At 63.5% G+C, this 19851-nt stretch carries 16 protein-coding genes; 3 read left to right on the top strand and 13 right to left on the bottom strand.

Features of this window, described 5'->3' with window-relative positions:
- Positions 1-44: 44 nt before the first annotated feature.
- From glmM to rlmE, 4 genes are all read right to left on the bottom strand, one after another.
- A complete protein-coding gene (gene glmM / locus CGS25_RS11155) occupies positions 45-1379 on the bottom strand; it encodes a phosphoglucosamine mutase (protein WP_089033278.1) in 1335 nt (444 codons plus the stop codon).
- Complete coding sequence (gene folP / locus CGS25_RS11150) at positions 1369-2175, bottom strand: dihydropteroate synthase (RefSeq protein ID WP_101675502.1); 807 nt, start codon at positions 2173-2175, stop codon at positions 1369-1371. Before folP ends, glmM begins: the two co-directional genes overlap by 11 nt.
- A 56-nt stretch (positions 2176-2231) precedes the next feature.
- A complete protein-coding gene (gene ftsH, locus CGS25_RS11145) occupies positions 2232-4163 on the bottom strand; it encodes an ATP-dependent zinc metalloprotease FtsH (RefSeq protein WP_101675501.1) in 1932 nt (643 codons plus the stop codon).
- A 121-nt stretch (positions 4164-4284) separates the two neighbouring features.
- Complete coding sequence (rlmE, locus tag CGS25_RS11140; RefSeq protein ID WP_101675500.1) at positions 4285-4902, bottom strand: 23S rRNA (uridine(2552)-2'-O)-methyltransferase RlmE; 618 nt, start codon at positions 4900-4902, stop codon at positions 4285-4287.
- Positions 4903-4992: 90 nt separating this feature from the next.
- On the opposite strand from rlmE, the gene CGS25_RS11135 reads away from it, so the two are divergent.
- Positions 4993-5304 (top strand): YhbY family RNA-binding protein, encoded by a 312-nt coding sequence (locus tag CGS25_RS11135; protein WP_089033282.1) that lies wholly within the window; start codon positions 4993-4995, stop codon positions 5302-5304.
- 144 nt (positions 5305-5448) lie between these two features.
- Here the strand turns inward: CGS25_RS11135 and greA are convergent, their stop codons facing one another.
- From greA to hrcA, 8 genes are all read right to left on the bottom strand, one after another.
- Positions 5449-5925 carry a transcription elongation factor GreA gene (gene greA / locus CGS25_RS11130; RefSeq protein WP_101675499.1) on the bottom strand — a complete coding sequence of 159 codons (477 nt, stop codon included), beginning with the start codon at positions 5923-5925 and terminating at the stop codon, positions 5449-5451.
- Between the two features lie 66 nt (positions 5926-5991).
- A complete protein-coding gene (carB, locus tag CGS25_RS11125; RefSeq protein ID WP_101675498.1) occupies positions 5992-9210 on the bottom strand; it encodes a carbamoyl-phosphate synthase large subunit in 3219 nt (1072 codons plus the stop codon).
- Between the two features lie 164 nt (positions 9211-9374).
- Positions 9375-10511 (bottom strand): glutamine-hydrolyzing carbamoyl-phosphate synthase small subunit, encoded by a 1137-nt coding sequence (carA, locus tag CGS25_RS11120; protein WP_089033285.1) that lies wholly within the window; start codon positions 10509-10511, stop codon positions 9375-9377.
- Positions 10512-10821: 310 nt separating this feature from the next.
- Positions 10822-11649: a 4-hydroxy-tetrahydrodipicolinate reductase gene (dapB, locus tag CGS25_RS11115; RefSeq protein ID WP_101675497.1), complete on the bottom strand. Its 828-nt coding sequence runs from the start codon at positions 11647-11649 to the stop codon at positions 10822-10824.
- A gap of 61 nt (positions 11650-11710) precedes the next feature.
- Positions 11711-12844 carry a molecular chaperone DnaJ gene (dnaJ, locus tag CGS25_RS11110; RefSeq protein ID WP_101675496.1) on the bottom strand — a complete coding sequence of 378 codons (1134 nt, stop codon included), beginning with the start codon at positions 12842-12844 and terminating at the stop codon, positions 11711-11713.
- Between the two features lie 169 nt (positions 12845-13013).
- Positions 13014-14942: a molecular chaperone DnaK gene (gene dnaK, locus CGS25_RS11105; protein WP_101675495.1), complete on the bottom strand. Its 1929-nt coding sequence runs from the start codon at positions 14940-14942 to the stop codon at positions 13014-13016.
- A 129-nt stretch (positions 14943-15071) separates the two neighbouring features.
- Positions 15072-15683, bottom strand: a complete 612-nt coding sequence (gene grpE, locus CGS25_RS11100) for a nucleotide exchange factor GrpE (RefSeq protein ID WP_101675494.1) — start codon at positions 15681-15683, stop codon at positions 15072-15074.
- A gap of 223 nt (positions 15684-15906) precedes the next feature.
- Positions 15907-16956 carry a heat-inducible transcriptional repressor HrcA gene (hrcA, locus tag CGS25_RS11095; protein WP_089033290.1) on the bottom strand — a complete coding sequence of 350 codons (1050 nt, stop codon included), beginning with the start codon at positions 16954-16956 and terminating at the stop codon, positions 15907-15909.
- A gap of 208 nt (positions 16957-17164) precedes the next feature.
- Between hrcA and recN the strand changes: the two genes are divergently transcribed.
- On the top strand, positions 17165-18844 hold the full coding sequence (recN, locus tag CGS25_RS11090) for a DNA repair protein RecN (protein ID WP_089033291.1): 1680 nt from the start codon (positions 17165-17167) through the stop codon (positions 18842-18844).
- 74 nt (positions 18845-18918) lie between these two features.
- Here recN and fur read toward each other — a convergent pair whose 3' ends face one another.
- Positions 18919-19326: a ferric iron uptake transcriptional regulator gene (fur, locus tag CGS25_RS11085; protein ID WP_089033292.1), complete on the bottom strand. Its 408-nt coding sequence runs from the start codon at positions 19324-19326 to the stop codon at positions 18919-18921.
- A 107-nt stretch (positions 19327-19433) separates the two neighbouring features.
- Here fur and CGS25_RS11080 point away from each other — a divergent pair, with 107 nt between their 5' ends.
- Positions 19434-19841, top strand: coding sequence for an outer membrane protein assembly factor BamE (locus tag CGS25_RS11080; RefSeq protein WP_089033293.1), 408 nt, complete (start codon positions 19434-19436; stop codon positions 19839-19841).
- Positions 19842-19851: the final 10 nt, after the last annotated feature.

Raw genomic sequence — 19851 nt, 5'->3', positions numbered from 1 at the left:
CCCCTCCAGGGCGTCACGGGATCTTCGCGGCCCGGCGCCGGCACTCAGGCAATCGCCGTCTGCACGGCGTCGGCGAGACGCTGGCATAACCGCTCAACCTGATCGGCATCGCGCCCTTCCACCATGACCCGCACCAGCGGCTCAGTGCCGGACGGCCGCAACAGCACGCGCCCATTACTGCCCAGTTCCTGTTCCACTTCGTGCAACACCGCCGTCATCGCGGTGTCGTCCATGAACCCGTCGCGGTTCGCGCCGCGCACGTTAATCAGACTTTGAGGCATCAATGGCGCCGCGGCGGCCGCCTCACGCAAAGTGACGCCCTGCTCGCACAGCGCCGCCAGCACCTGCAGAGCGGCCACCGTGCCGTCACCGGTGGAGGTGCGATCCAGACACACCAGATGGCCGGAGGATTCGCCGCCCAGCAGCCAGTTGTGCTCTTCAAGCTGCTCCATCACGTAGCGATCGCCGACCTTGGCGCGCACGAACGAAATACCCAGGTCGTGCAGCGCCAGCTCCAGGCCCAGATTGGACATCAGCGTTCCCACCACGCCGCCCTTGAGCGCGCCGCGACCGTGACGCTGCCGGGCAATGATGTACAGCAACTGGTCGCCATCCACGACCCGCCCCTGGTCATCCACCATGATCAACCGGTCGGCGTCGCCGTCCAGGGCCACGCCCAGGTCCGCGCCTTCGTCCACCACGCGCTGGCACAGGGCGTCGGGGTGGGTGGAGCCGCATTCACGGTTGATATTGAACCCGTCGGGCCGATTGCCGATGGCCACCACCGTGGCACCGAGCTCTTCGAACACATCAGGGGTGATGTGGTAAGCCGCGCCATTGGCGGTGTCGACGACGATTTTCAGACCCTTCAGGCTCAGGCCCGGCGCCGTGCTTTTGCAGAACTCAATATAGCGGCCGCGGGCGTCGTCGATGCGGCGCACCTTGCCCAGCTTGTCGGTGGCGACCACGGCGATCGGCTCGTCCAGCATGCGCTCGATCTCTTCCTCGATCTGCTCGTTGAGCTTACGGCCGTCGCCGCCGAAAAACTTGATGCCGTTGTCGGTGTAGGGATTGTGCGACGCGGAGATCACGATGCCGGCCTGGGCGTGCAGCGTGCGCGTCAAATAAGCGATCGCCGGGGTGGGCATCGGCCCGAGCAGGCGCACGTCCACGCCGGCGGAGGAGATGCCCGCTTCCAGGGCCGATTCGAACATATAGCCGGAGATGCGGGTGTCCTTGCCGATCAGGATTTTGCTGCCGCCACGAGCGGCGAGCACGCGCCCGGCGGCCCAGCCCAGTTTGAGCACGAAATCCGGCGTGATCGGGGGTTCCCCCACGGTGCCACGGATACCATCCGTTCCAAAATATTTACGACTCATCCATTGTCTCCCGAGGACCGCTTTCACTCAGAACAGCCCGCGCGAAGCGCACGCTGTCCACGGTTTCTTTCACATCATGGGCCCGCACAATCAACGCGCCCCGCTCCACGCACATCACCGCCGCCGCCAGCGAAGCGGGCAGGCGCTCCCGCACCGGTCGGTTCAGCACCTTACCGAACAGAGACTTCCGCGACAGGCCCACCAACACCGGCAATTCGAGCGCGCTGAGCCGTTCAAGTTCAGCCAGCAAACGCAAATTATGCGTGACCGTCTTTGCAAAACCAAAGCCCGGATCCAGCAACAGGCGCTCGCGGCCAATGCCGGCGGCACGGCAGGCCTGGATACGCGCCTCAAGGAAGGTGATCACCTCACCGGTGACATCGTCATAATGGGGGTTGTTCTGCATGTCGCCCGGCTCACCGAGCATGTGCATCAAACAGACCGGCAGGCCGCTGTCAGCGGCCGCCCGCAGAGCACCGGGGCGGCGCAGGGAGCGCACATCATTGATCAGGCCGGCGCCGGCGCCGGCCACTTCGCGGATGACCTCGGGGGTGCTGGTGTCCACCGAAACCACGGCGCCCAGATCCCGGGCCAGGGCCTCGACCACCGGCACCACCCGGTCCAGTTCCTGTTGCACGGACACTGGTGCCGCGCCCGGCCGGGTGGACTCACCGCCCACATCAATGATCGCCGCGCCCTCTTCGAGCATGCGTTCGCCGTGGCGCAAAGCATCGCTCAGGGAGGCATGGCGACCGCCGTCGGAAAAGGAATCCGGGGTGACATTCAGGATGCCCATAACAAGGGGCGCGGACAAATCCAATGTCCGCGCCCCACAGGTAAGCCGTGTGATCATCAGTGCGTGTTCGCGGGCCCACCGATGGCGTCGTCGCCGGGCTTGGCGTCGCCGGAAGCACCGGCGTCATCGCCGGCTTTCACGCCACTGCTGCTGCCCGGGCCCTGGTCGCGCCAGTCTTTCGGCGGACGCGGCTTCTGGCCGGACATAATGTCGTTGATCTGCTCGGCGTCGATGGTTTCATACTGCATCAGCGCCTCGGCCATCATGTCCAGCTTGTCGCGGTTCTCTTCCAGGAGCTCCTTGGCGCGGCCGTAGCAGCTGTCGATGATGGCGCGCACTTCCCGGTCGATCTCCTCGGAGGTCTGCTCGGAAACATGCTTACGCTGTGACATCTGCTTGCCCAGGAACACCTCGCCCTCGTCTTCCTCGTAAGCCAGCGGCCCCATCTTCTCGCTCAGGCCCCACTTGGTGACCATGGCGCGGGCCATCTTGGTGGCGCGCTCGATGTCGTTGGAGGCACCGGTGGTGACGCCATCAAAGCCCAACGTCATTTCCTCGGCGATGCGGCCACCGAACAGGGAACAGATCGAGGATTCCAAAGCCCGCTTGGACACCGAGTACTTGTCTTCCTCGGGCAGATACATGGTCACGCCGAGGGCGCGCCCACGGGGAATAATGCTGACCTTGTAGACCGGGTCGTGGTCGGGCACCAGGCGGCCGACAATGGCATGGCCGGATTCGTGGTAGGCGGTGTTGAGCTTCTCTTTCTCGCTCATCACCATGGAACGCCGCTCGGCGCCCATCATGATCTTGTCCTTGGCTTTCTCGAAGTCTTCCATGGACACCACGCGCTTATTGGCGCGGGCCGCGAACAACGCCGCCTCGTTCACCAGATTGGCGAGATCGGCACCGGAAAAACCAGGGGTACCACGGGCGATCACCGCCGGCTCCACGTCTTCGGACACCGGCACGGCGCGCATGTGCACTTTGAGCACCTGCTCACGGCCACGGATATCGGGCAGCGGCACCGTCACCTGACGGTCGAAACGGCCCGGCCGCAACAGCGCCGGATCGAGCACGTCCGGGCGGTTGGTGGCGGCGATCACGATGATCCCTTCATTGCCGTCAAAGCCGTCCATTTCCACCAGCAACTGGTTAAGGGTCTGTTCACGCTCGTCATGCCCGCCCCCCAGACCAGCGCCACGGCTGCGGCCAACGGCGTCGATTTCGTCGATAAAGATAATGCACGGCGCGTGCTTCTTGGCCTGATCAAACATGTCACGGACCCGCGACGCGCCCACGCCCACGAACATCTCGACGAAATCCGAACCGGAAATGCTGAAGAACGGCACCTTGGCCTCGCCGGCGATCGCCTTGGCGAGCAGGGTTTTACCAGTACCCGGCGAACCCACCATCAGCACGCCGCGGGGAATGCGGCCACCCAGGCGCTGGAATTTCGCCGGGTCGCGCAGAAACTCGACCAGTTCCTGAACCTCTTCCTTGGCCTCTTCCACCCCGGCCACATCGGCGAAGGTGGTCTTGATCTGATCCTCACCCATCAGGCGGGCCTTGGACTTGCCGAACGTCATCGGCCCGCCGCCGCCCTTACCGCCACCCTGCATCTGGCGCATGAAGAAGATAAAGATCGCCAGGATCAGCAGAATCGGCAACACCGAGAGGAACAGCTGCGTCAGGAACCCCTGCCGCTCCGGCTCCTTGCCGGTGACCTGCACCTTATTCTGGATCAGCGTGGGAATCAGGTTGGTGTCCAGCGCCGGCGGCTTGACCGTTTCAAAACGGGTGCCGTCCTTCATCTCGCCGGCAATGCGTGAATCGCCGATGGTCACCTGATCCACCTTGCCCGATTCCACGCTGCTGATGAACGAGGAGTAATTCAGCATTTGCTGAGTGGGCTGCGGGTTAATGCTGGAGGCAACTACATAAAGTACCCCGGCAATCACCAGCCACAGCACGATATTCTTGGTCATGTCGTTCAAGGGAGACCTCGACTTCTTGGGCTTTAGGGCCTGTTAACAATCCTTTGGCAGGCACCGGCCTGGCAAAGGATTGTCAGCGGGCTGACACGCATCGTATGGAACAAACTTTACACTACTTCAGGCCCACCCCCAATTGATACACCTCGGAGGAGCGCGGCCGACTGGCCGCTGGCTTGCGGCTGACCACTCGCACAAACCGGCTCTGCAGCTCACGCCGGTACTGATCGAACCCTTCGCCTTGGAACACTTTCACCAGAAAGCGTCCGTCAGGGCTGAGAACCTTGACCGCCATATCCAGCGCCAGTTCAGCCAGATACATGGCGCGGGGCAGATCAACGGCCCGGTTCCCACTCATATTGGGGGCCATGTCGGACATTACAAGGTCCACCGGACGCCCGCCCAGCGATGCGATGATCCGCTCATAGACCGCCTCCTCGCGAAAGTCGCCTTCGATAAAGGTGACATCCGGCAGGGCATCCATGGCGAGAATATCACTGGCCACCACCGTGCCCCGTGAACCGACCAGCTTTGCCGCCACCTGGGTCCAGCCGCCCGGCGCGGCGCCCAGATCCAGCACCGTCATGCCCGGGCGGAACAGCTTGTCCTTGTCGTTGATCTCGATCAGTTTGAAGCTGGCCCGCGAGCGATAGCCCTCGGCCTGGGCGCGGGTCACCCATTGGTCGTCGAAGTGCTCGCGCAGCCAGCGCTGGCTGCTCTTGGATCGGGCCATAATGAATCCGCCTGCGCTTGGTTGAAGCATCGGATGATTGCGGGAGGCACGCCAGGTTCCTAGAATGGCCTCCCTTTTACGGAGAACAGCATGTCACTGAGTCAACAGGACAAAAAACGCTTTCGCCAGATCGGCCACCACCTCAAAGCAGTGCTGATCTCCGGTGACAAAGGCCTCACCGAGAACTTTCTGGAAGAGCTGGACCGGCGCCTGGAAGACCATGAGCTGATCAAGGTGAAGGTCAACGCCCCCACCCGTGACCAGCGCGCCGAGTTCGTCGAGGCCCTGTGCCAGTCATCCGGCGCCGAGCTGGTGCAGCGCATCGGCAACATCGCCCTGCTCTACCGCGCCGCCGCCAAACCGGACCCGAAGCTGTCCAACGTGCTGCGCGCCAACGGGTAATGTCGGACGTCGGACGTCGGACGTCGGACGCTAAACCCGAAACCGGAAAGCTCCAAGTGTTTACTGCGACGGTCGGGAAATACTCACCGGTCGCAGAACCCGGGTTAAAGCGTCAGACGTCCGACATCAGACGTCCGACCCATCTCACAAATGCTCGACCTTATCGATCTCGTACTCTTTAGTGCCGCTGGGCGTATCGATTTGCACCGTATCGCCCTCTTCCCGGCCGATCAGGCCGCGGGCGATGGGTGAATTGACGCTGAGCTTACCCTTTTTGATGTCGGCTTCGTCGTCACCGACAATCTGGTAGACCCGCTCTTCGTCGGTGTCCACGTCGATAATGGTGACGGTGACACCGAAAATCACCTTGCCAGTGCGGGCAATCTGGGTGATATCGATAATCTGGGCGTTGGACAGCTTGCCCTCGATGTCGTTGATGCGCCCTTCACAGAAACCCTGCTGTTCGCGGGCGGCGTGGTATTCGGCGTTCTCTTTGAGATCGCCGTGCTCGCGGGCCTCGGCGATCGCCGCGGTGATGCGTGGGCGATCCACCTTTTTCAGCTGTTCCAGCTCCTGGCGCAAGGCTTCCGCCCCGGCGGACGTCATGGGAACACGTTGCATATCGCTAACCTCTTGAATCCTTCATGGGTCATTCCCGGGGCACCCCCCCGGGCGCCCCTGAAACGGTTAGTGCATTTCGGCGTGCAGATCCTGCACGCGGCGAACCTGCGGCTCACCCTTGATCGCCATCGCCTGGCATACCGCCTGCGCGGCCGTGATGGTGGTGGTGTAGAACACCTTGTGCTGCAACGCGGAGCGACGAATAGCAAAAGAGTCGCGGATCGCCTGCTTGCCCTCGGTGGTGTTGATGATCAGTTTGATGCCGTCGTTCTTGATCATATCCACGATGTGCGGCCGGCCTTCAAGCACCTTGTTCACCGGCTTCACCGCCAGCCCCGCCGTGGTCAGCACCTTGCTGGTGCCACGCGTGGCGATCAGGTCGAAGCCCAGCTCAATCAGGGAGCGGGCGACGTCCACGGCCGCGTCTTTGTCCGCGTCGCGTACCGAGATAAAGGCGGTGCCGCCCTGGGGCAGCCGCTCGCCGGCGCCCAGCGATGCCTTGCCGAACGCCTCCGCGAAGGTCTCGCCAATGCCCATCACCTCACCGGTGGATTTCATTTCCGGGCCGAGGATCGGGTCCACTTTCGGGAACTTGGCGAACGGGAACACCGCTTCCTTTACGAAGAAATGGCGCGGCGTGATCTCGGTGGTGAAATCCTGCGCCTTGAGCGAGGTGCCGGCCATGCAGCGCGCCGCCACCTTGGCCAGCGACACACCGATGCATTTGGACACATACGGCACGGTCCGGGAAGCGCGTGGGTTCACTTCCAGCACGTACACCTCATCCCCTTTGACGGCGAACTGCACGTTCATCAGACCGATCACGCCGAGTTCCAGTGCCATCGCCGCGGATTGCTCGCGCATCACATCCTGCACCGACGCCGCCAAAGAATAGGGCGGCAACGAGCAGGCGGAATCACCGGAGTGCACGCCGGCCTGTTCAATGTGCTGCATGATGCCGCCAATGACCACATCGGTGCCGTCGCAAATGGCGTCCACGTCCACTTCGATGGCGTCGTCCAGGAAGCGATCCAGCAGCACCGGCGAGTCATTGGACACGCTCACCGCGTTGTTCATGTAACTGCGCAGCTCCGCCTCGTTGTAGACGATCTCCATGGCCCGGCCACCGAGCACATAGGACGGCCGCACCACCAGCGGGTAACCGATTTCCTCGGCCAGACGGATGCCGTCTTCCATGGAGCGGGCGGTGCGGTTGGGCGGCTGCTTGAGGCCGAGCTTGTTGACCATGTGCTGGAAACGTTCGCGGTCTTCGGCTTCGTCGATGGCGTCCGGGCTGGTGCCGATGATCGGCACGCCGGCAGCTTGCAGATCGCGGGCCAGTTTCAGCGGGGTCTGCCCGCCGTACTGCACGATCACGCCTTTGGGCTTTTCCTTGTCGACGATGGCGAGCACGTCTTCCAGGGTAATCGGCTCGAAGTAGAGCCGGTCGGAGGTGTCGTAGTCGGTGGAGACCGTCTCCGGGTTGCAGTTGACCATGATGGTTTCATAGCCGTCGTCTTTCATGGCGAAGGCGGCATGCACACAGCAATAGTCGAACTCGATGCCCTGACCGATGCGGTTGGGGCCACCACCGATCACCATGATCTTGTCACGGTCCGAGGGCTGCGCTTCGCATTCCTCGTCGTAGGTGGAGTACATGTAGGCGGTGCTGGAGGCGAACTCGGCGGCGCAGGTATCGACCCGCTTGAACACCGGCTGCACACCCAGCTCATGGCGCTTGCCGCGCACATCGGCTTCCTGCACACCCAGTAATTGGGCCAGGCGCGCGTCCGAGAAGCCCTTGCGCTTGAGGCGATACAGGGGCTCGGCGTCCAGCGCCGAAAAGGTGCCAGCGGCCAGCCTTTGCTCATCGGCGATCAGATCAGCGATCTGCACCAAGAACCAGGGGTCGACGCGGGTCAGCTGGAACACCTCGTCCACACTCAGGCCGCTGCGGAACGCGTCGCCGATCACCCACACCCGCTCCGGGCCCGGCGTGGCAAGCTGCTGGGCGATCACTTCGGCGGCGTCCGGGGCATTCAAGTCCACCCTCGGATCGAACCCCACCGAATCCACCTCCAGGCCGCGCAGCGCTTTGTGCAGGGATTCCTGGAAGTTGCGGCCAATCGCCATGACCTCACCGACGGATTTCATCTGCGTGGTCAGCACCGGGTCAGCGGCGGCGAATTTTTCAAAGTTGAAGCGAGGGATCTTGGTCACGACATAGTCGATGGACGGCTCGAACGAAGCCGGCGTGGCGCCGCCGGTGATGTCGTTCTGCAGCTCGTCGAGGGTGTAGCCCACCGCCAGCTTGGCGGCCACCTTGGCGATCGGGAAGCCGGTGGCCTTGGAGGCCAGCGCCGAGGAGCGCGACACCCGCGGGTTCATCTCGATCACCACCATGCGGCCGGTGTCCGGGCACATGCCAAACTGCACGTTGGAGCCACCGGTTTCCACGCCGATCTCGCGCAGCACCGCCAACGAGGCGTCGCGCATGATCTGATATTCTTTGTCGGTGAGCGTCTGCGCCGGCGCCACGGTGATCGAATCACCCGTGTGCACGCCCATCGGGTCGAAGTTCTCGATGGTGCACACGATGATGCAGTTGTCGTTCCGGTCGCGGACCACTTCCATCTCGTATTCTTTCCAGCCCAGCAGCGACTCGTCGATCAGCAGCTCATGGGTGGGCGACAGCTCGAAACCGCGGGTACAGATTTCCTCGAACTCTTCCTTGTTGTAGGCCACGCCGCCGCCGGAGCCGCCCATCGTGAAAGACGGGCGGATAATCGTCGGGAAGCCCATCTCGGCCTGAATTTCCCAGGCTTCTTCCATGGTGCGCCCAACCCGCGCGCGCGGACATTGCAAGCCGATGGCCTTCATCGCCTTGTCGAAACGGTCGCGGTTCTCGGCTTTGTCGATGGTGTCGGCGTTGGCGCCGATCATCTCCACGCCGAACTTCTCCAGCACGCCATGGCGCTCCAGATCCAGCGCGCAGTTCAGCGCGGTCTGCCCGCCCATGGTCGGCAGCAGCGCATCCGGCTGCTCTTTCTCGATGATCTTCGCCACCGTTTCCCAGGTGATCGGCTCGATGTAGGTGGCATCGGCCATCGCCGGGTCGGTCATGATGGTGGCCGGATTGGAGTTGACCAGGATCACCCGGAAGCCTTCCTCGCGCAGCGCTTTGCACGCCTGAGCCCCGGAGTAATCGAACTCGCAGGCCTGCCCGATCACGATCGGACCGGCGCCGATGATGAGGATGCTTTTGATGTCCGTCCTTTTAGGCATGTCTTATTAACCGTCCAGATTCGAGCATTTTGCTTGGGGTCTGACGTCAGAAGTCGGACGTCGGACGCTTTTCGGCGGCGGAGCCGCCTCTGTGTTTCTGTGTCGACGTCCGACGTGCGACGTCCGACCCTCCGAAGCCGTCGCGGGCCACGGTCGTTCCGGAATCAACCGGCGCTCCCGTGCGCCTCCATCAGCTCAATAAAGTGATCGAACAGCGGCGCGCAGTCGTGCGGGCCGGGGCTCGCTTCCGGGTGCCCCTGGAAGCTGAATGCCGGCGTGTCGATACGGTGGATACCCTGCAAGGTGCCATCAAACAGCGACACATGGGTGGCTTTCAGATTGTCCGGCAGGCTGCTTTCATCCACCGCGAAACCATGGTTCTGGCTGGTGATCATCACCGTGCCATCTTGCAGGTTCTTGACCGGATGGTTGGCGCCGTGGTGGCCGAGATTCATCTTCAGGGTACGCGCGCCACTGGCCAGCGCCAGCAGCTGGTGCCCCAGGCAAATCCCGAACACCGGCAAGCCGGTGGCGACCACCTCGCGAATTGCCTCGATGGCGTAGTCGCAGGGCTCCGGATCACCGGGGCCGTTGGCCAGAAAGACGCCGTTCGGGTTCATCGCCAGCACCTCGGCGGCGGGCGTCTGCGCCGGCACCACCGTCAGCCGGCAACCGCGATCGGCGAGCATGCGCAGAATATTGCGTTTGCAGCCGTAGTCGTAGGCAACCACGTGGAAGCGGCCGTCATCGCGGCTGGCGTGACCTTCACCGTGCACCCAGGAGCCCTCGCCCCACTGATAGGGCTCGGTGACGCTGACCTCCTTGGCCAGGTCCATGCCCTTGAGGCCAGGGAAGGCGCGCGCCGCGTCCAGAGCACGCTGCTCATCGATGGCGTCGCCGGCCAGGATGCAGCCGTTCTGAGCACCTTTGTCGCGCAGAATCCGGGTCAGCCGGCGGGTATCGATGTCGGCGATGGCAACAATGCCACGGGCTTTCAGGTAATCCGGCAGCGACTCCTCGGAGCGCCAGTTGCTCACCGTCAGGGTGAGATCACGGATCACCAGGCCGGCGGCCCAGACCCGGTCGGACTCTTCGTCTTCCCGGTTGACCCCGGTATTGCCGATGTGCGGATAGGTCAGGGTCACGATCTGTTTGGCATAGGACGGATCGGTGAGGATTTCCTGATAACCGGTCATGGCGGTGTTGAACACCACTTCGCCCACGGTTTCACCCGTGGCGCCAATGGCGACACCCCGGAACAGACTGCCGTCTTCCAGAGCAAGAATGGCGGGTACCGTCAACGCAACCTCCTGGCGGATTGGGACTCTGGGCGCCCCCGTTCATTGCCCGCGCCCGCGCGCCGCGGCGCCCTGATGCGGGCCGGCCTGAGAAGCACGGGCCGCAAGCAATGAACAGTGATGCCCTTATGGGAGATCGGTGGCGGGGGGCGCTGCGTTCGCAAAAAAGCGAGATGGATTGCTCCACCTCGCTTTTTTAGAGAATTCTTCACTCGGCCACCCGCACGCCCATCTTGGGCTGCGCGCATTTTATGCCTTTCGCGCGGCGCTGTCACCCAAGGAGCGGCGGAAAGCGGCAATCCGTGCCCGCTTCCTAGCCGCGGCCCCAGCCGGCGCTGCCGCCGGCCAGGCCGAGCACATCCTGCATATCGAACAAGCCGCGCTCGTGACCGCCCAGCCACACCGCCGCGCGTACCGCGCCACGGGCGAAGGACATGCGGCTGGAGGCCTTGTGGGTAATCTCCACCCGCTCGCCTTCGGCGGCGAACAGCACGGTGTGTTCACCGACGATATCACCAGCGCGAATGGTCTCGAAGCCAATGGTGGCGCGCTCGCGCTCGCCGGTGCGGCCCTCGCGACCATACACCGCGCACTCTTTGAGATCACGCCCCAGGGTTTGAGCCACCACCTCGCCCATGCGCAGGGCGGTGCCGGAGGGCGCATCGATCTTGTGCCGGTGATGCGCTTCGATCACCTCAATGTCGACGTCGTCGCCGAGCACCGCGGCGGCGGTCTCCAGCAACTTGAAGCAAAGATTCACGCCAATCGAATAATTCGGCGCGAAACAGATCGCCACCTGCTCACTGGCCGCGCGCAACGTGGCCAGTTGCTGGTCGTTGAGCCCGGTGGTACCGATCACCAGACGGCTGCCGGCGGCCCGGCACACCTCGATATGGCGGGCGGTGGCCTCGGGCACGGTGAAGTCGATGAACACATCGGCGTCACCGGCCAGCGCGGCCAACTCATCGCCGATGGTCACGCCCAGCCGGCCCTGGCCCACCAGTTCACCGGCGTCGGCGCCGATCAGGCTGGAGCCGGGCACGTCCACGGCCACCGCCAATTCGGTGTCCGGATTGGCCAGCACCGCTTCGATCAGCGTCCGCCCCATGCGCCCGGCGGCGCCGATAATGCCTACTTTCATTCCATCCGCCCGTTCAGAACCTTGACCAAAGACAGCCGTGAAAATAACACAGCGGCGACGCTCAGCGCCCCTCGAAAAAGCGCTTCACACCCTCGAACCAATTGGTGCGGCGCGGGTTGTGGCGCTCGCCCCCCTTATCCAGCGAAGCCTGGAAGCCACGCAGCAGCTCCCGCTGCTCACTGGACAGATTGACCGGCGTTTCCAGCACCACCTTGCACAGCAAATCGCCCGGCGGGCCGCCACGCACCGGCACCACGCCCTTGCCGCGCAGCCGGAACAGCTTGCCGGTCTGGGTTTCCGGGGGCACTTTCAGCTTCACTTGCCCCTCAAGAGTGGGCACCTCCACCTCGCCACCCAGGGCCGCGTCGACAAAGCTCAACGGCACCTCGCAGTGCAGGTTCTCGCCGTCGCGCTGGAAGATGTCGTGCTCACGCACCGCCACCTGCACGTAGAGATCACCGGCCGGCGCACCGTGCACGCCGGCCTCGCCCTTGCCGGCCAGACGAATGCGATCACCGGTATCGACACCGGGCGGAATTTTCACCGACAACGTCTTGGTGCTCTGCACCCGGCCCTGGCCGGCGCAATGGCCGCAGGGGTTCTCGATGATCTTGCCCTCGCTGCGGCAGGTCGGGCAGGCCTGCTGCACGGTGAAGAAGCCCTGCTGCATACGCACCTGCCCCATGCCTTTACAGGTTGGGCAGGTCACCGGCCGCTCACCGGGCTGGGCGCCGGAGCCCTCGCACACGTCGCACGGGTCCCAGCTGGGCACGCGGATTTTTTCCTCGCAGCCGCGCACCGCCTGTTCCAGGGTCAGCTCAAGCGTGTAACGCAGGTCGGCACCGCGTGCCGGGCCACGACGGCCGCCGCCACCGCCGCCGAAGATGTCGCCAAAAATATCGCCGAAGATGTCGCCGAAGCCGCCGCCACCAAAGCCACCCGCACCGCCGCCACCGAAACCGCCCTGCCCGTTGACGCCGGCATGGCCGAACTGGTCGTAGGCGGCCCGCTTCTGCTCGTCGGCCAGCACTTCATAGGCCTCCTTGGCCTCCTTGAACTTGGCCACCGCCTCCTGGTCATCCGGATTGCGGTCCGGATGGTACTTCATCGCCAGGCGGCGATAGGCCTTTTTCAAGTCCTGCGGGCCGGCATCCTTAGCCACCCCCAGCACTTCGTAATAATCGCGTTTGGACATAGACATTCAACTTGCCGTGAAGCAGAAACGCCGGCGTTTTCCGCCGGCGATATAAATATGCTCTGACGCCTGACGCCTGACGCCTGACGCCTGACGCCTGACGCCTGACGCTCAGTATCGGGTCTCGTCTTTCGGCGTCCAGCGTCGAGCGTCCGGCGTCAGGCCTTTATCACTTCTTCTTATCGTCGTCGACTTCCTCGAACTCGGCGTCGACCACGTCGTCACCGGCGTTTTGTTGCTGGCCGGCATCGGTGGCGCTGTTGTCGCCCTGGGCCTGTTGCGCTTCGGCGTACATTTTCTGTGCCAGAGCGCCGGAGGCGTCGGTGAGCGCCTTGGTTTTCGCTTCGATCTCGTCTTTATCGTTGCTCTTGAGCACCGCTTCCAGATCGGTAATCGCCGTGTTGATCGTCTCGCGCTCCTCGTCGGTGGCCTTGTCGCCGGCCTCCTCCAGGGTCTTGCGGGTGGCGTGGATCAGGTGATCCGCCTGGTTGCGGGTCTGCACCAGCTCTTCGAACTTCTTGTCCTCGTCGGCGTGGGCCTCGGCATCCTTGACCATCTGATCCACTTCGTCGTCGGACAACCCGGAGGACGCCTTGATCTGGATGGTCTGTTCCTTGCCGGTGGCTTTGTCCTTGGCGCCCACGTGCAGAATGCCGTTGGCGTCGATGTCGAAGGTCACCTCGATCTGCGGCACGCCGCGCGGCGCCGGCGGAATGTCTTCCAGGTTGAACTGGCCCAGCGACTTGTTCTGCGCCGCTTGCTTGCGCTCACCCTGGAGCACGTGCACGGTCACCGCGGTCTGGTTGTCATCGGCGGTGGAGAACACCTGCGACGCGTTGGTCGGGATGGTGGTGTTCTTCTCGATCAGCGGCGTCATCACGCCACCCATGGTCTCAATGCCCAGGGTCAGCGGGGTCACGTCCAGCAGCAGCACGTCCTTGACGTCACCGCTGAGCACCGCGCCTTGAATCGCGGCACCGATGGCCACGGCTTCGTCCGGGTTGACGTCCTTGCGCGCTTCCTTGCCGAAGAATTCCGCGACCTTCTTCTGCACCATCGGCATGCGGGTCTGACCGCCCACCAGAATCACATCGGTGATGTCGGAGGTTTTCACGCCAGCATCGCTGATCGCGGTTTTGCACGGCTCCAGGGAGCGGCTCACCAGTTGCTCGACCAGCGATTCCAGCTTGGCCCGGGTGACTTTCACCACCAAGTGCTTCGGGCCGGTCTGATCGGCGGTGATGTACGGCAGATTCACCTCGGTGTGCTCGGCGGAGGACAGCTCGATCTTGGCCTTTTCGGCGGCTTCCTTGAGGCGCTGCATGGCCAGGGCGTCGCCACCCAGGTCGATGCCGGAGTCCTTTTTGAACTGGTCGGCCAGGAAATTGATGATCGCCAGGTCGAAGTCCTCACCACCCAGGAAGGTGTCGCCGTTGGTGGCCAGCACCTCGAACTGATGCTCGCCGTCCACTTCGGCGATTTCGATGATGGAGATATCGAAGGTACCACCACCCAGATCGTAGACCGCGATGGTGCGGTCGCCGCCCTTCTTGTCCAGACCATAGGCCAGGGCCGCGGCGGTGGGCTCATTGATAATGCGCTTGACCTCGAGGCCGGCGATGCGGCCGGCGTCCTTGGTGGCCTGGCGCTGGGAATCGTTGAAGTAGGCCGGCACGGTAATGACCGCCTCGGTGACCGTTTCACCCAGGTAGTCTTCCGCGGTCTTCTTCATTTTCTTGAGCACCTGCGCGGAAATCTGCGGCGGCGCTTGTTTCTCGCCCTTCACTTCCACCCAGGCGTCACCGTTGTCGGCCTTGGCGATCTTGTAGGGCACCATCTTGATGTCCTTCTGGACCACCTCGTCATCGAAACGACGACCGATCAGACGCTTCACCGCGTACAGGGTGTTGGTCGGGTTGGTCACCGCCTGACGCTTGGCCGCCTGACCGACCAGGATCTCGTTGTCCTCGGTATAGGCAATAATGGAGGGCGTGGTGCGAGCCCCTTCCGCGTTCTCGATGACCTTGGTTTTGTCCCCTTCCATCACAGCCACGCAGCTGTTGGTGGTACCCAGGTCGATGCCAATGATCTTACCCATAATGTCCTTTTCTCCTTCACACGATCCGGAACCCAAAGGCGATCCGGACAGCTGAACCTAATTGACTTGCAGGCTATATGGCGGCGCGGCGTTGCTTTTCAAGAGAATCCGGCAAGCCGCTGACGTCCATCAGCCCGGCGCTTTACTGACCACCACGCGCGCCGGACGAATCAACCGTCCGTTGAGCTGATAGCCCTTCTCGAGCACCTCGATCACCGTATTGGGCTCGGCGTCCGGCGCCGGCACCATGGTCATGGCCTCATGGTGCTCGGGGTTGAACGGCTGGCCCTGGGGATCGATCTGCTCAAGGTTGTACCGGTTGAACACATCCAGCAGGACCTTGAGAGTCAGTTCCAGACCCTCGCGGGCAGGCGCCAGCGCCTGGTTGTCCGGATCAAGGGTGGAAAGCCCACGCTCCAGGCTGTCCGCCACGGTGAGCAGGTCACCGGCGAACTTCTCGAGAGCGAACTTTCTGGCGCCGTCCACGTCGCGCTCGGCGCGGCGGCGCACGTTCTGGATCTCGGCCTGGGCACGGATGTCCGCTTCGGACAGTGCTTTTTCCAACGCCGCCAGGCGCTGGTGGGCGTCCACCAGTTGCGACTCCAGATCGACCGCGCCGGGCGACCCGCCCTCCGCGTTCCGAGCCTCGTCCTCACGGGCCGGTTCGTTGATGGGCGCGCCGTTCTCGGCCTGCCCGGCGGCCTCTTGTTGGGGCTGCTGCTGTTTTTCCTGTTCGCTCATATCCACTCCACGAATCCCGAATGTTGGGAAAGCGGGCAAAGATATGGGAACACCCGGGCGGGATTCAAGGGCAGGGACAGGTAGTTGACAGTGGATAGTGGACAGTTGACAGCGAAAACCATGCGTAACGGCAATGTCGTTGCAAAATAGCGAAGCATCCCATGCTCTCTGCAACGGTGTTTTGAACTTAGCTATCAACCGTCAACTATCAACTGTCAACTGCTTATAGTTGTGTCAGCGCCGCGGAGAGGATGCGGGCGGTGATGTCCACGGTGGGGATCACTTTCTCGTAATCCATGCGCGTGGGGCCGACCACCGCCAGCACCCCCACTGGCCCATTGCCCATCTTGTAAGGGGCGGACACCAGCGAATAATCCTCGAACGGCTGATAGCCGGACTCGCGGCCGATAAAGATCTGCACCCCTTCGGCTTTTATACTGCGCTCCAGCAGATGCAGGATGTCGCGCTTGCGATTGAAGGCCGCGAACAGATCTCGCAGCTGATCGATGTTGTCGGCCTGGGCGCCCTCCAACAGGTTGGACTCGCCGGACACCACGTAATCGGAGTCCTGGACCTCCTGACGCAACGCCTTGCCGGCGATGTCCAGGGTGGTCTGCATCAGCACGTCCATCTGCGCGCGATCCGCGTCCATGGTGCTCAGCAGCCCCTCGCAGATACGGTCCAGATCGCAGCCGGCGTAGGTATGGTTGATGTAATTGGCGGCCTGGCGCAGCTCGCTCTGGTCGTACTCGCGGCTGGTGTGGATGATCCGGTTTTGCACCTCGGAGCGGTTGACCACCAGCACCACCAGCACCCGCTGGCCGGACAACGGCAGAAACTCCACTTGCCTCAGGGTCGCCACTTCGCGGCGCGGCACCGCCACCAGGCCAGCCATGCGGGTCAGTTCGGCGAGGGTGCGCGAGGCCTGGGAAACCAGCTCCTGGGGCGATTGCTCCGGAGCCAGCAACAGGCGCAACTGGTCACGCAGGCGGGCGTTGTCGGGCCGCTCCATGGTGCTGGACGCAAGCAGGGTGTCCACATAGAGGCGATAGCCCAGTTCGGTGGGCACGCGTCCCGCCGAGGTGTGTGGGCTGGTCAGCAGCCCCATCTCCTCCAGCTCCGCCATGATATTGCGGATCGTCGCCGGGCTGACGCTCAGGCCGCTGCCTGTCGCCAGCGTCTTGGAGCCGACCGGCTGGCCAAAGCGGATATGCCGCTCCACCAGCGCCATCAGCAACCGTTGCTTTCGTTCGTTGATTTCCAGCTTCGCCATGCGCTCGCCACCTGTCAGACGTTCCGAGTATACAAGGGAAGCGGTCACTTTCCTCAACCCGCCCGCGCGCCAGCCCGGCGCGGGGGCTTACTTTGCTCCGCCGATTAGCCTAACATCGGCGAATACTGACCAAACGGACAGCTTTCCAGCCCAGGCCCGGCCGGGCCCGAACACCAACCGACCGCAGGCACGAACCGACGAGGTACCCATGCTGACCCATTTAAGCGTTCGCCACTTCGCCACCGTGGACCAGCTTGAACTGGAGCCGGAAAACGGCCTGACCGTGATCAGCGGCGAAACCGGGGCCGGCAAGTCGGTGCTGATCGACGCCCTCTCGCTGACCCTGGGCGAGCGCGCCGACAGTGCAGTGGTGCGCCCTGGCTGCGAGCGCGCCGAGGTGCTCGCCACCTTTCACCTGCAGGACAATCCGGCCGCCCGCGCCTGGCTCACCGAGCGCGAATTGGACAACGGCGATGAATGCCTGCTGCGCCGCACCGTGCGCGCCGATGGCCGCTCCCGCGCCTACGTCAACGGTACGCCCACCCCGCTGACCGATGTGCGCGCGCTGGGCGAGCAGCTGATCAGTGTCCACAGCCAGCACGAACATCAGGCCCTGCTGCGCAAGGAAACCCACCGCGCCCTGCTCGACAACGTCGCCGAAGCGGGCCCTCTGAGCCTCGCCGTGGCCACGCTCTGGCGCGACTGGCAGGCCGCCCGCCGCGCCCATGACCAGGCCCTGGCCGACGCCCGCGAGCAAAATGAGCGTCAGGAATTGCTGCGCTTCCAACTGGAGGAACTCGACGCCCTGGCCCTGGCGGAGGGCGAGCTGGCGGAATTGGAGCAGGAGCAACAACGCCTGGGCAACGCCGAAGCCCTGATCCGCCTGTGTCAGCAGTCGGTGAGCGCGCTCTACGACGGCGAAGAAAACACCTGCAACGACCAGCTTGGCCAGGTCAGCCACTGGCTGGACGAAGCGCGCGCCAGTGACGAGGGCCTGGCGGAGGCGTTCGAAACCGTGGAATCCGCGCGCCTGCAGGTGGAAGCCGCCGCCGAAGCGCTGCGCCATTATCTGGAGCGGCTGGACCTGGACCCGGAGCGCCTCAATCAGGTCGAGGAACGCCTCAGCCAGGCCTACAGCCTGGCGCGCAAACACCGGCTGCGCCCGGAAGAGCTGGTCGAACACCACCGCAAGCTGGCCAGCGAAGCCGACACCCTGGAGCATTTTGACGAACATCTGGAGGCGCTGGCCAGCGCCGAGGCGCAGGCCAAAAACACCTACATGGAAAGCGCCCGCGAGCTCAGCCGCCAGCGCCGGGAAGCGGCCACCGGGCTCAACCAACAAGTGCAAAAGCAGCTCAAGGCACTGGGCATGAAGGCGGCCCGCCTGGAAACGGTGCTCAGTGAAACAAAACCCGGCGCCGACGGCCTGGAAGAGGTGGAATTTCAATTCACCGCCAACCCCGGGCAACCGCTGCGGCCGCTGGCCAAGGTCGCCTCCGGTGGCGAGCTGTCCCGGGTCAGCCTGGCGATTCAGGTGATCTGCGCCCGCAATCTGACGGTGCCCAGCCTGGTGTTCGACGAAGTGGATGTGGGGGTCGGCGGTGGCGTTGCCGAAATCGTCGGCCGGCTGCTGCGCGAATTGGGCGGCCATGCCCAGGTGCTGTGCATCACCCACCAGCCACAGGTGGCCGCCCAGGGGCATCAACACTGGCAGGTGCACAAAATTCAAGGCAAAAGCACCACCCACACGCGCATCCACACCCTGGAACCGGCCGCCCGGATCGAGGAAGTGGCGCGCATGTTGGGGGGCGTCGAGATCACCGAGTCCACCCGTGCCCATGCCAGCGAAATGCTCGACAAGGGGCAAAAGACGGCGCGCAGGGCCTGACGCAAGAACAACGGTGAACAGGGCGGGCTGAGGGCCGTCCGAGCAGGCGGACGGCGCCGGGCTGGCGGGGCGGTCTACTTTTTCTGTTTGGGCTTCACATAGAGCACCAGGGAATGATCGACGATGTCGAAACCGTGTTTCTCGGCGATCATCTGCTGGCGCTTCTCGATTTCCGCATCCATGAACTCCACCACTTCCCCGGTCTCCAGGCACACCATATGATCGTGGTGTTCCTCATCGGCCAGTTCGAACACCGCCGAACCGCCCTCGAAGTTGTGCCGCAGCACGATGCCGGCCTGCTCGAACTGGGTCAGAACCCGGTAAACGGTAGCCAGACCCACGTCTTCACCGGCGTCCATCAGCGCCTTATAAATGTCCTCGGCGCTCAGATGCCGGTCTTTGGACGACTCCAGCTGCTGCAGGATTTTCACCCGCGGCAGGGTCACTTTCAGCCCCGCCTTTCTCAAATCCTGATTATCCACTGTGTTCGCTCCGTATGCCGCCGAAAGGAAATGCCCGCCGCCGGGAACCTTGTTCCCGGTGGTCAAGTCTGTATTATCGCCCGGACATTATGCCAAGTCGAAAAACCATGCCAAGGATTCTAGTCTTCTTCGTACTTTCCACCGCCCTGCTGAGCGGCTGCAGCTCCCTGCGCTTCCCGGGGGTGTACCGTATCGACATCCCCCAGGGCAACATGGTAACCCAGGACATGCTGGCTGACCTCAAACCCGGCATGACCCCGGACCAGGTCCGCTACGTGCTCGGCCCGGCCACCCTGACCGACCCGTTCACGCCGAACACCTGGTATTACCTGCTGAACTATCAGCCCGGCAACGGCGACGTGGTGGAACAGCAGATCGTGGTCTATTTCGAGAACGGCCAGTTCACCCGCTACGAAGGCGAGGCCCTTAAGGATTTGCGCCAGCGTACCTCCGCCCGCCGCGACCGCGAGCTGGAGCGCAAGGCCGAAGACCGCAAGGAAAACCCGCTGCTGTAAGCCACGACGG

This window comes from Alloalcanivorax mobilis (genome assembly GCF_002864685.1).
In the GTDB taxonomy this organism is placed as follows: domain Bacteria; phylum Pseudomonadota; class Gammaproteobacteria; order Pseudomonadales; family Alcanivoracaceae; genus Alloalcanivorax; species Alloalcanivorax mobilis.
The sequence above is the reverse complement of the archived record's forward strand: the minus strand, read 5'-3'. Positions and strand labels throughout refer to the sequence as shown.

Excerpts from the sequence above, each read along its gene's own strand:
- glmM (WP_089033278.1), bottom strand. The coding sequence starts at position 1,379 with ATGAGTCGTAAATATTTTGGAACGGATGGTATCCGTGGCACCGTGGGG.
- folP (WP_101675502.1), bottom strand. The coding sequence starts at position 2,175 with ATGGGCATCCTGAATGTCACCCCGGATTCCTTTTCCGACGGCGGTCGC.
- ftsH (WP_101675501.1), bottom strand. The coding sequence starts at position 4,163 with ATGACCAAGAATATCGTGCTGTGGCTGGTGATTGCCGGGGTACTTTAT.
- rlmE (WP_101675500.1), bottom strand. The coding sequence starts at position 4,902 with ATGGCCCGATCCAAGAGCAGCCAGCGCTGGCTGCGCGAGCACTTCGAC.
- CGS25_RS11135 (WP_089033282.1), top strand. The coding sequence starts at position 4,993 with ATGTCACTGAGTCAACAGGACAAAAAACGCTTTCGCCAGATCGGCCAC.
- greA (WP_101675499.1), bottom strand. The coding sequence starts at position 5,925 with ATGCAACGTGTTCCCATGACGTCCGCCGGGGCGGAAGCCTTGCGCCAG.
- carB (WP_101675498.1), bottom strand. The coding sequence starts at position 9,210 with ATGCCTAAAAGGACGGACATCAAAAGCATCCTCATCATCGGCGCCGGT.
- dapB (WP_101675497.1), bottom strand. The coding sequence starts at position 11,649 with ATGAAAGTAGGCATTATCGGCGCCGCCGGGCGCATGGGGCGGACGCTG.
- dnaJ (WP_101675496.1), bottom strand. The coding sequence starts at position 12,844 with ATGTCCAAACGCGATTATTACGAAGTGCTGGGGGTGGCTAAGGATGCC.
- dnaK (WP_101675495.1), bottom strand. The coding sequence starts at position 14,942 with ATGGGTAAGATCATTGGCATCGACCTGGGTACCACCAACAGCTGCGTG.
- grpE (WP_101675494.1), bottom strand. The coding sequence starts at position 15,683 with ATGAGCGAACAGGAAAAACAGCAGCAGCCCCAACAAGAGGCCGCCGGG.
- hrcA (WP_089033290.1), bottom strand. The coding sequence starts at position 16,956 with ATGGCGAAGCTGGAAATCAACGAACGAAAGCAACGGTTGCTGATGGCG.
- recN (WP_089033291.1), top strand. The coding sequence starts at position 17,165 with ATGCTGACCCATTTAAGCGTTCGCCACTTCGCCACCGTGGACCAGCTT.
- CGS25_RS11080 (WP_089033293.1), top strand. The coding sequence starts at position 19,434 with ATGCCAAGGATTCTAGTCTTCTTCGTACTTTCCACCGCCCTGCTGAGC.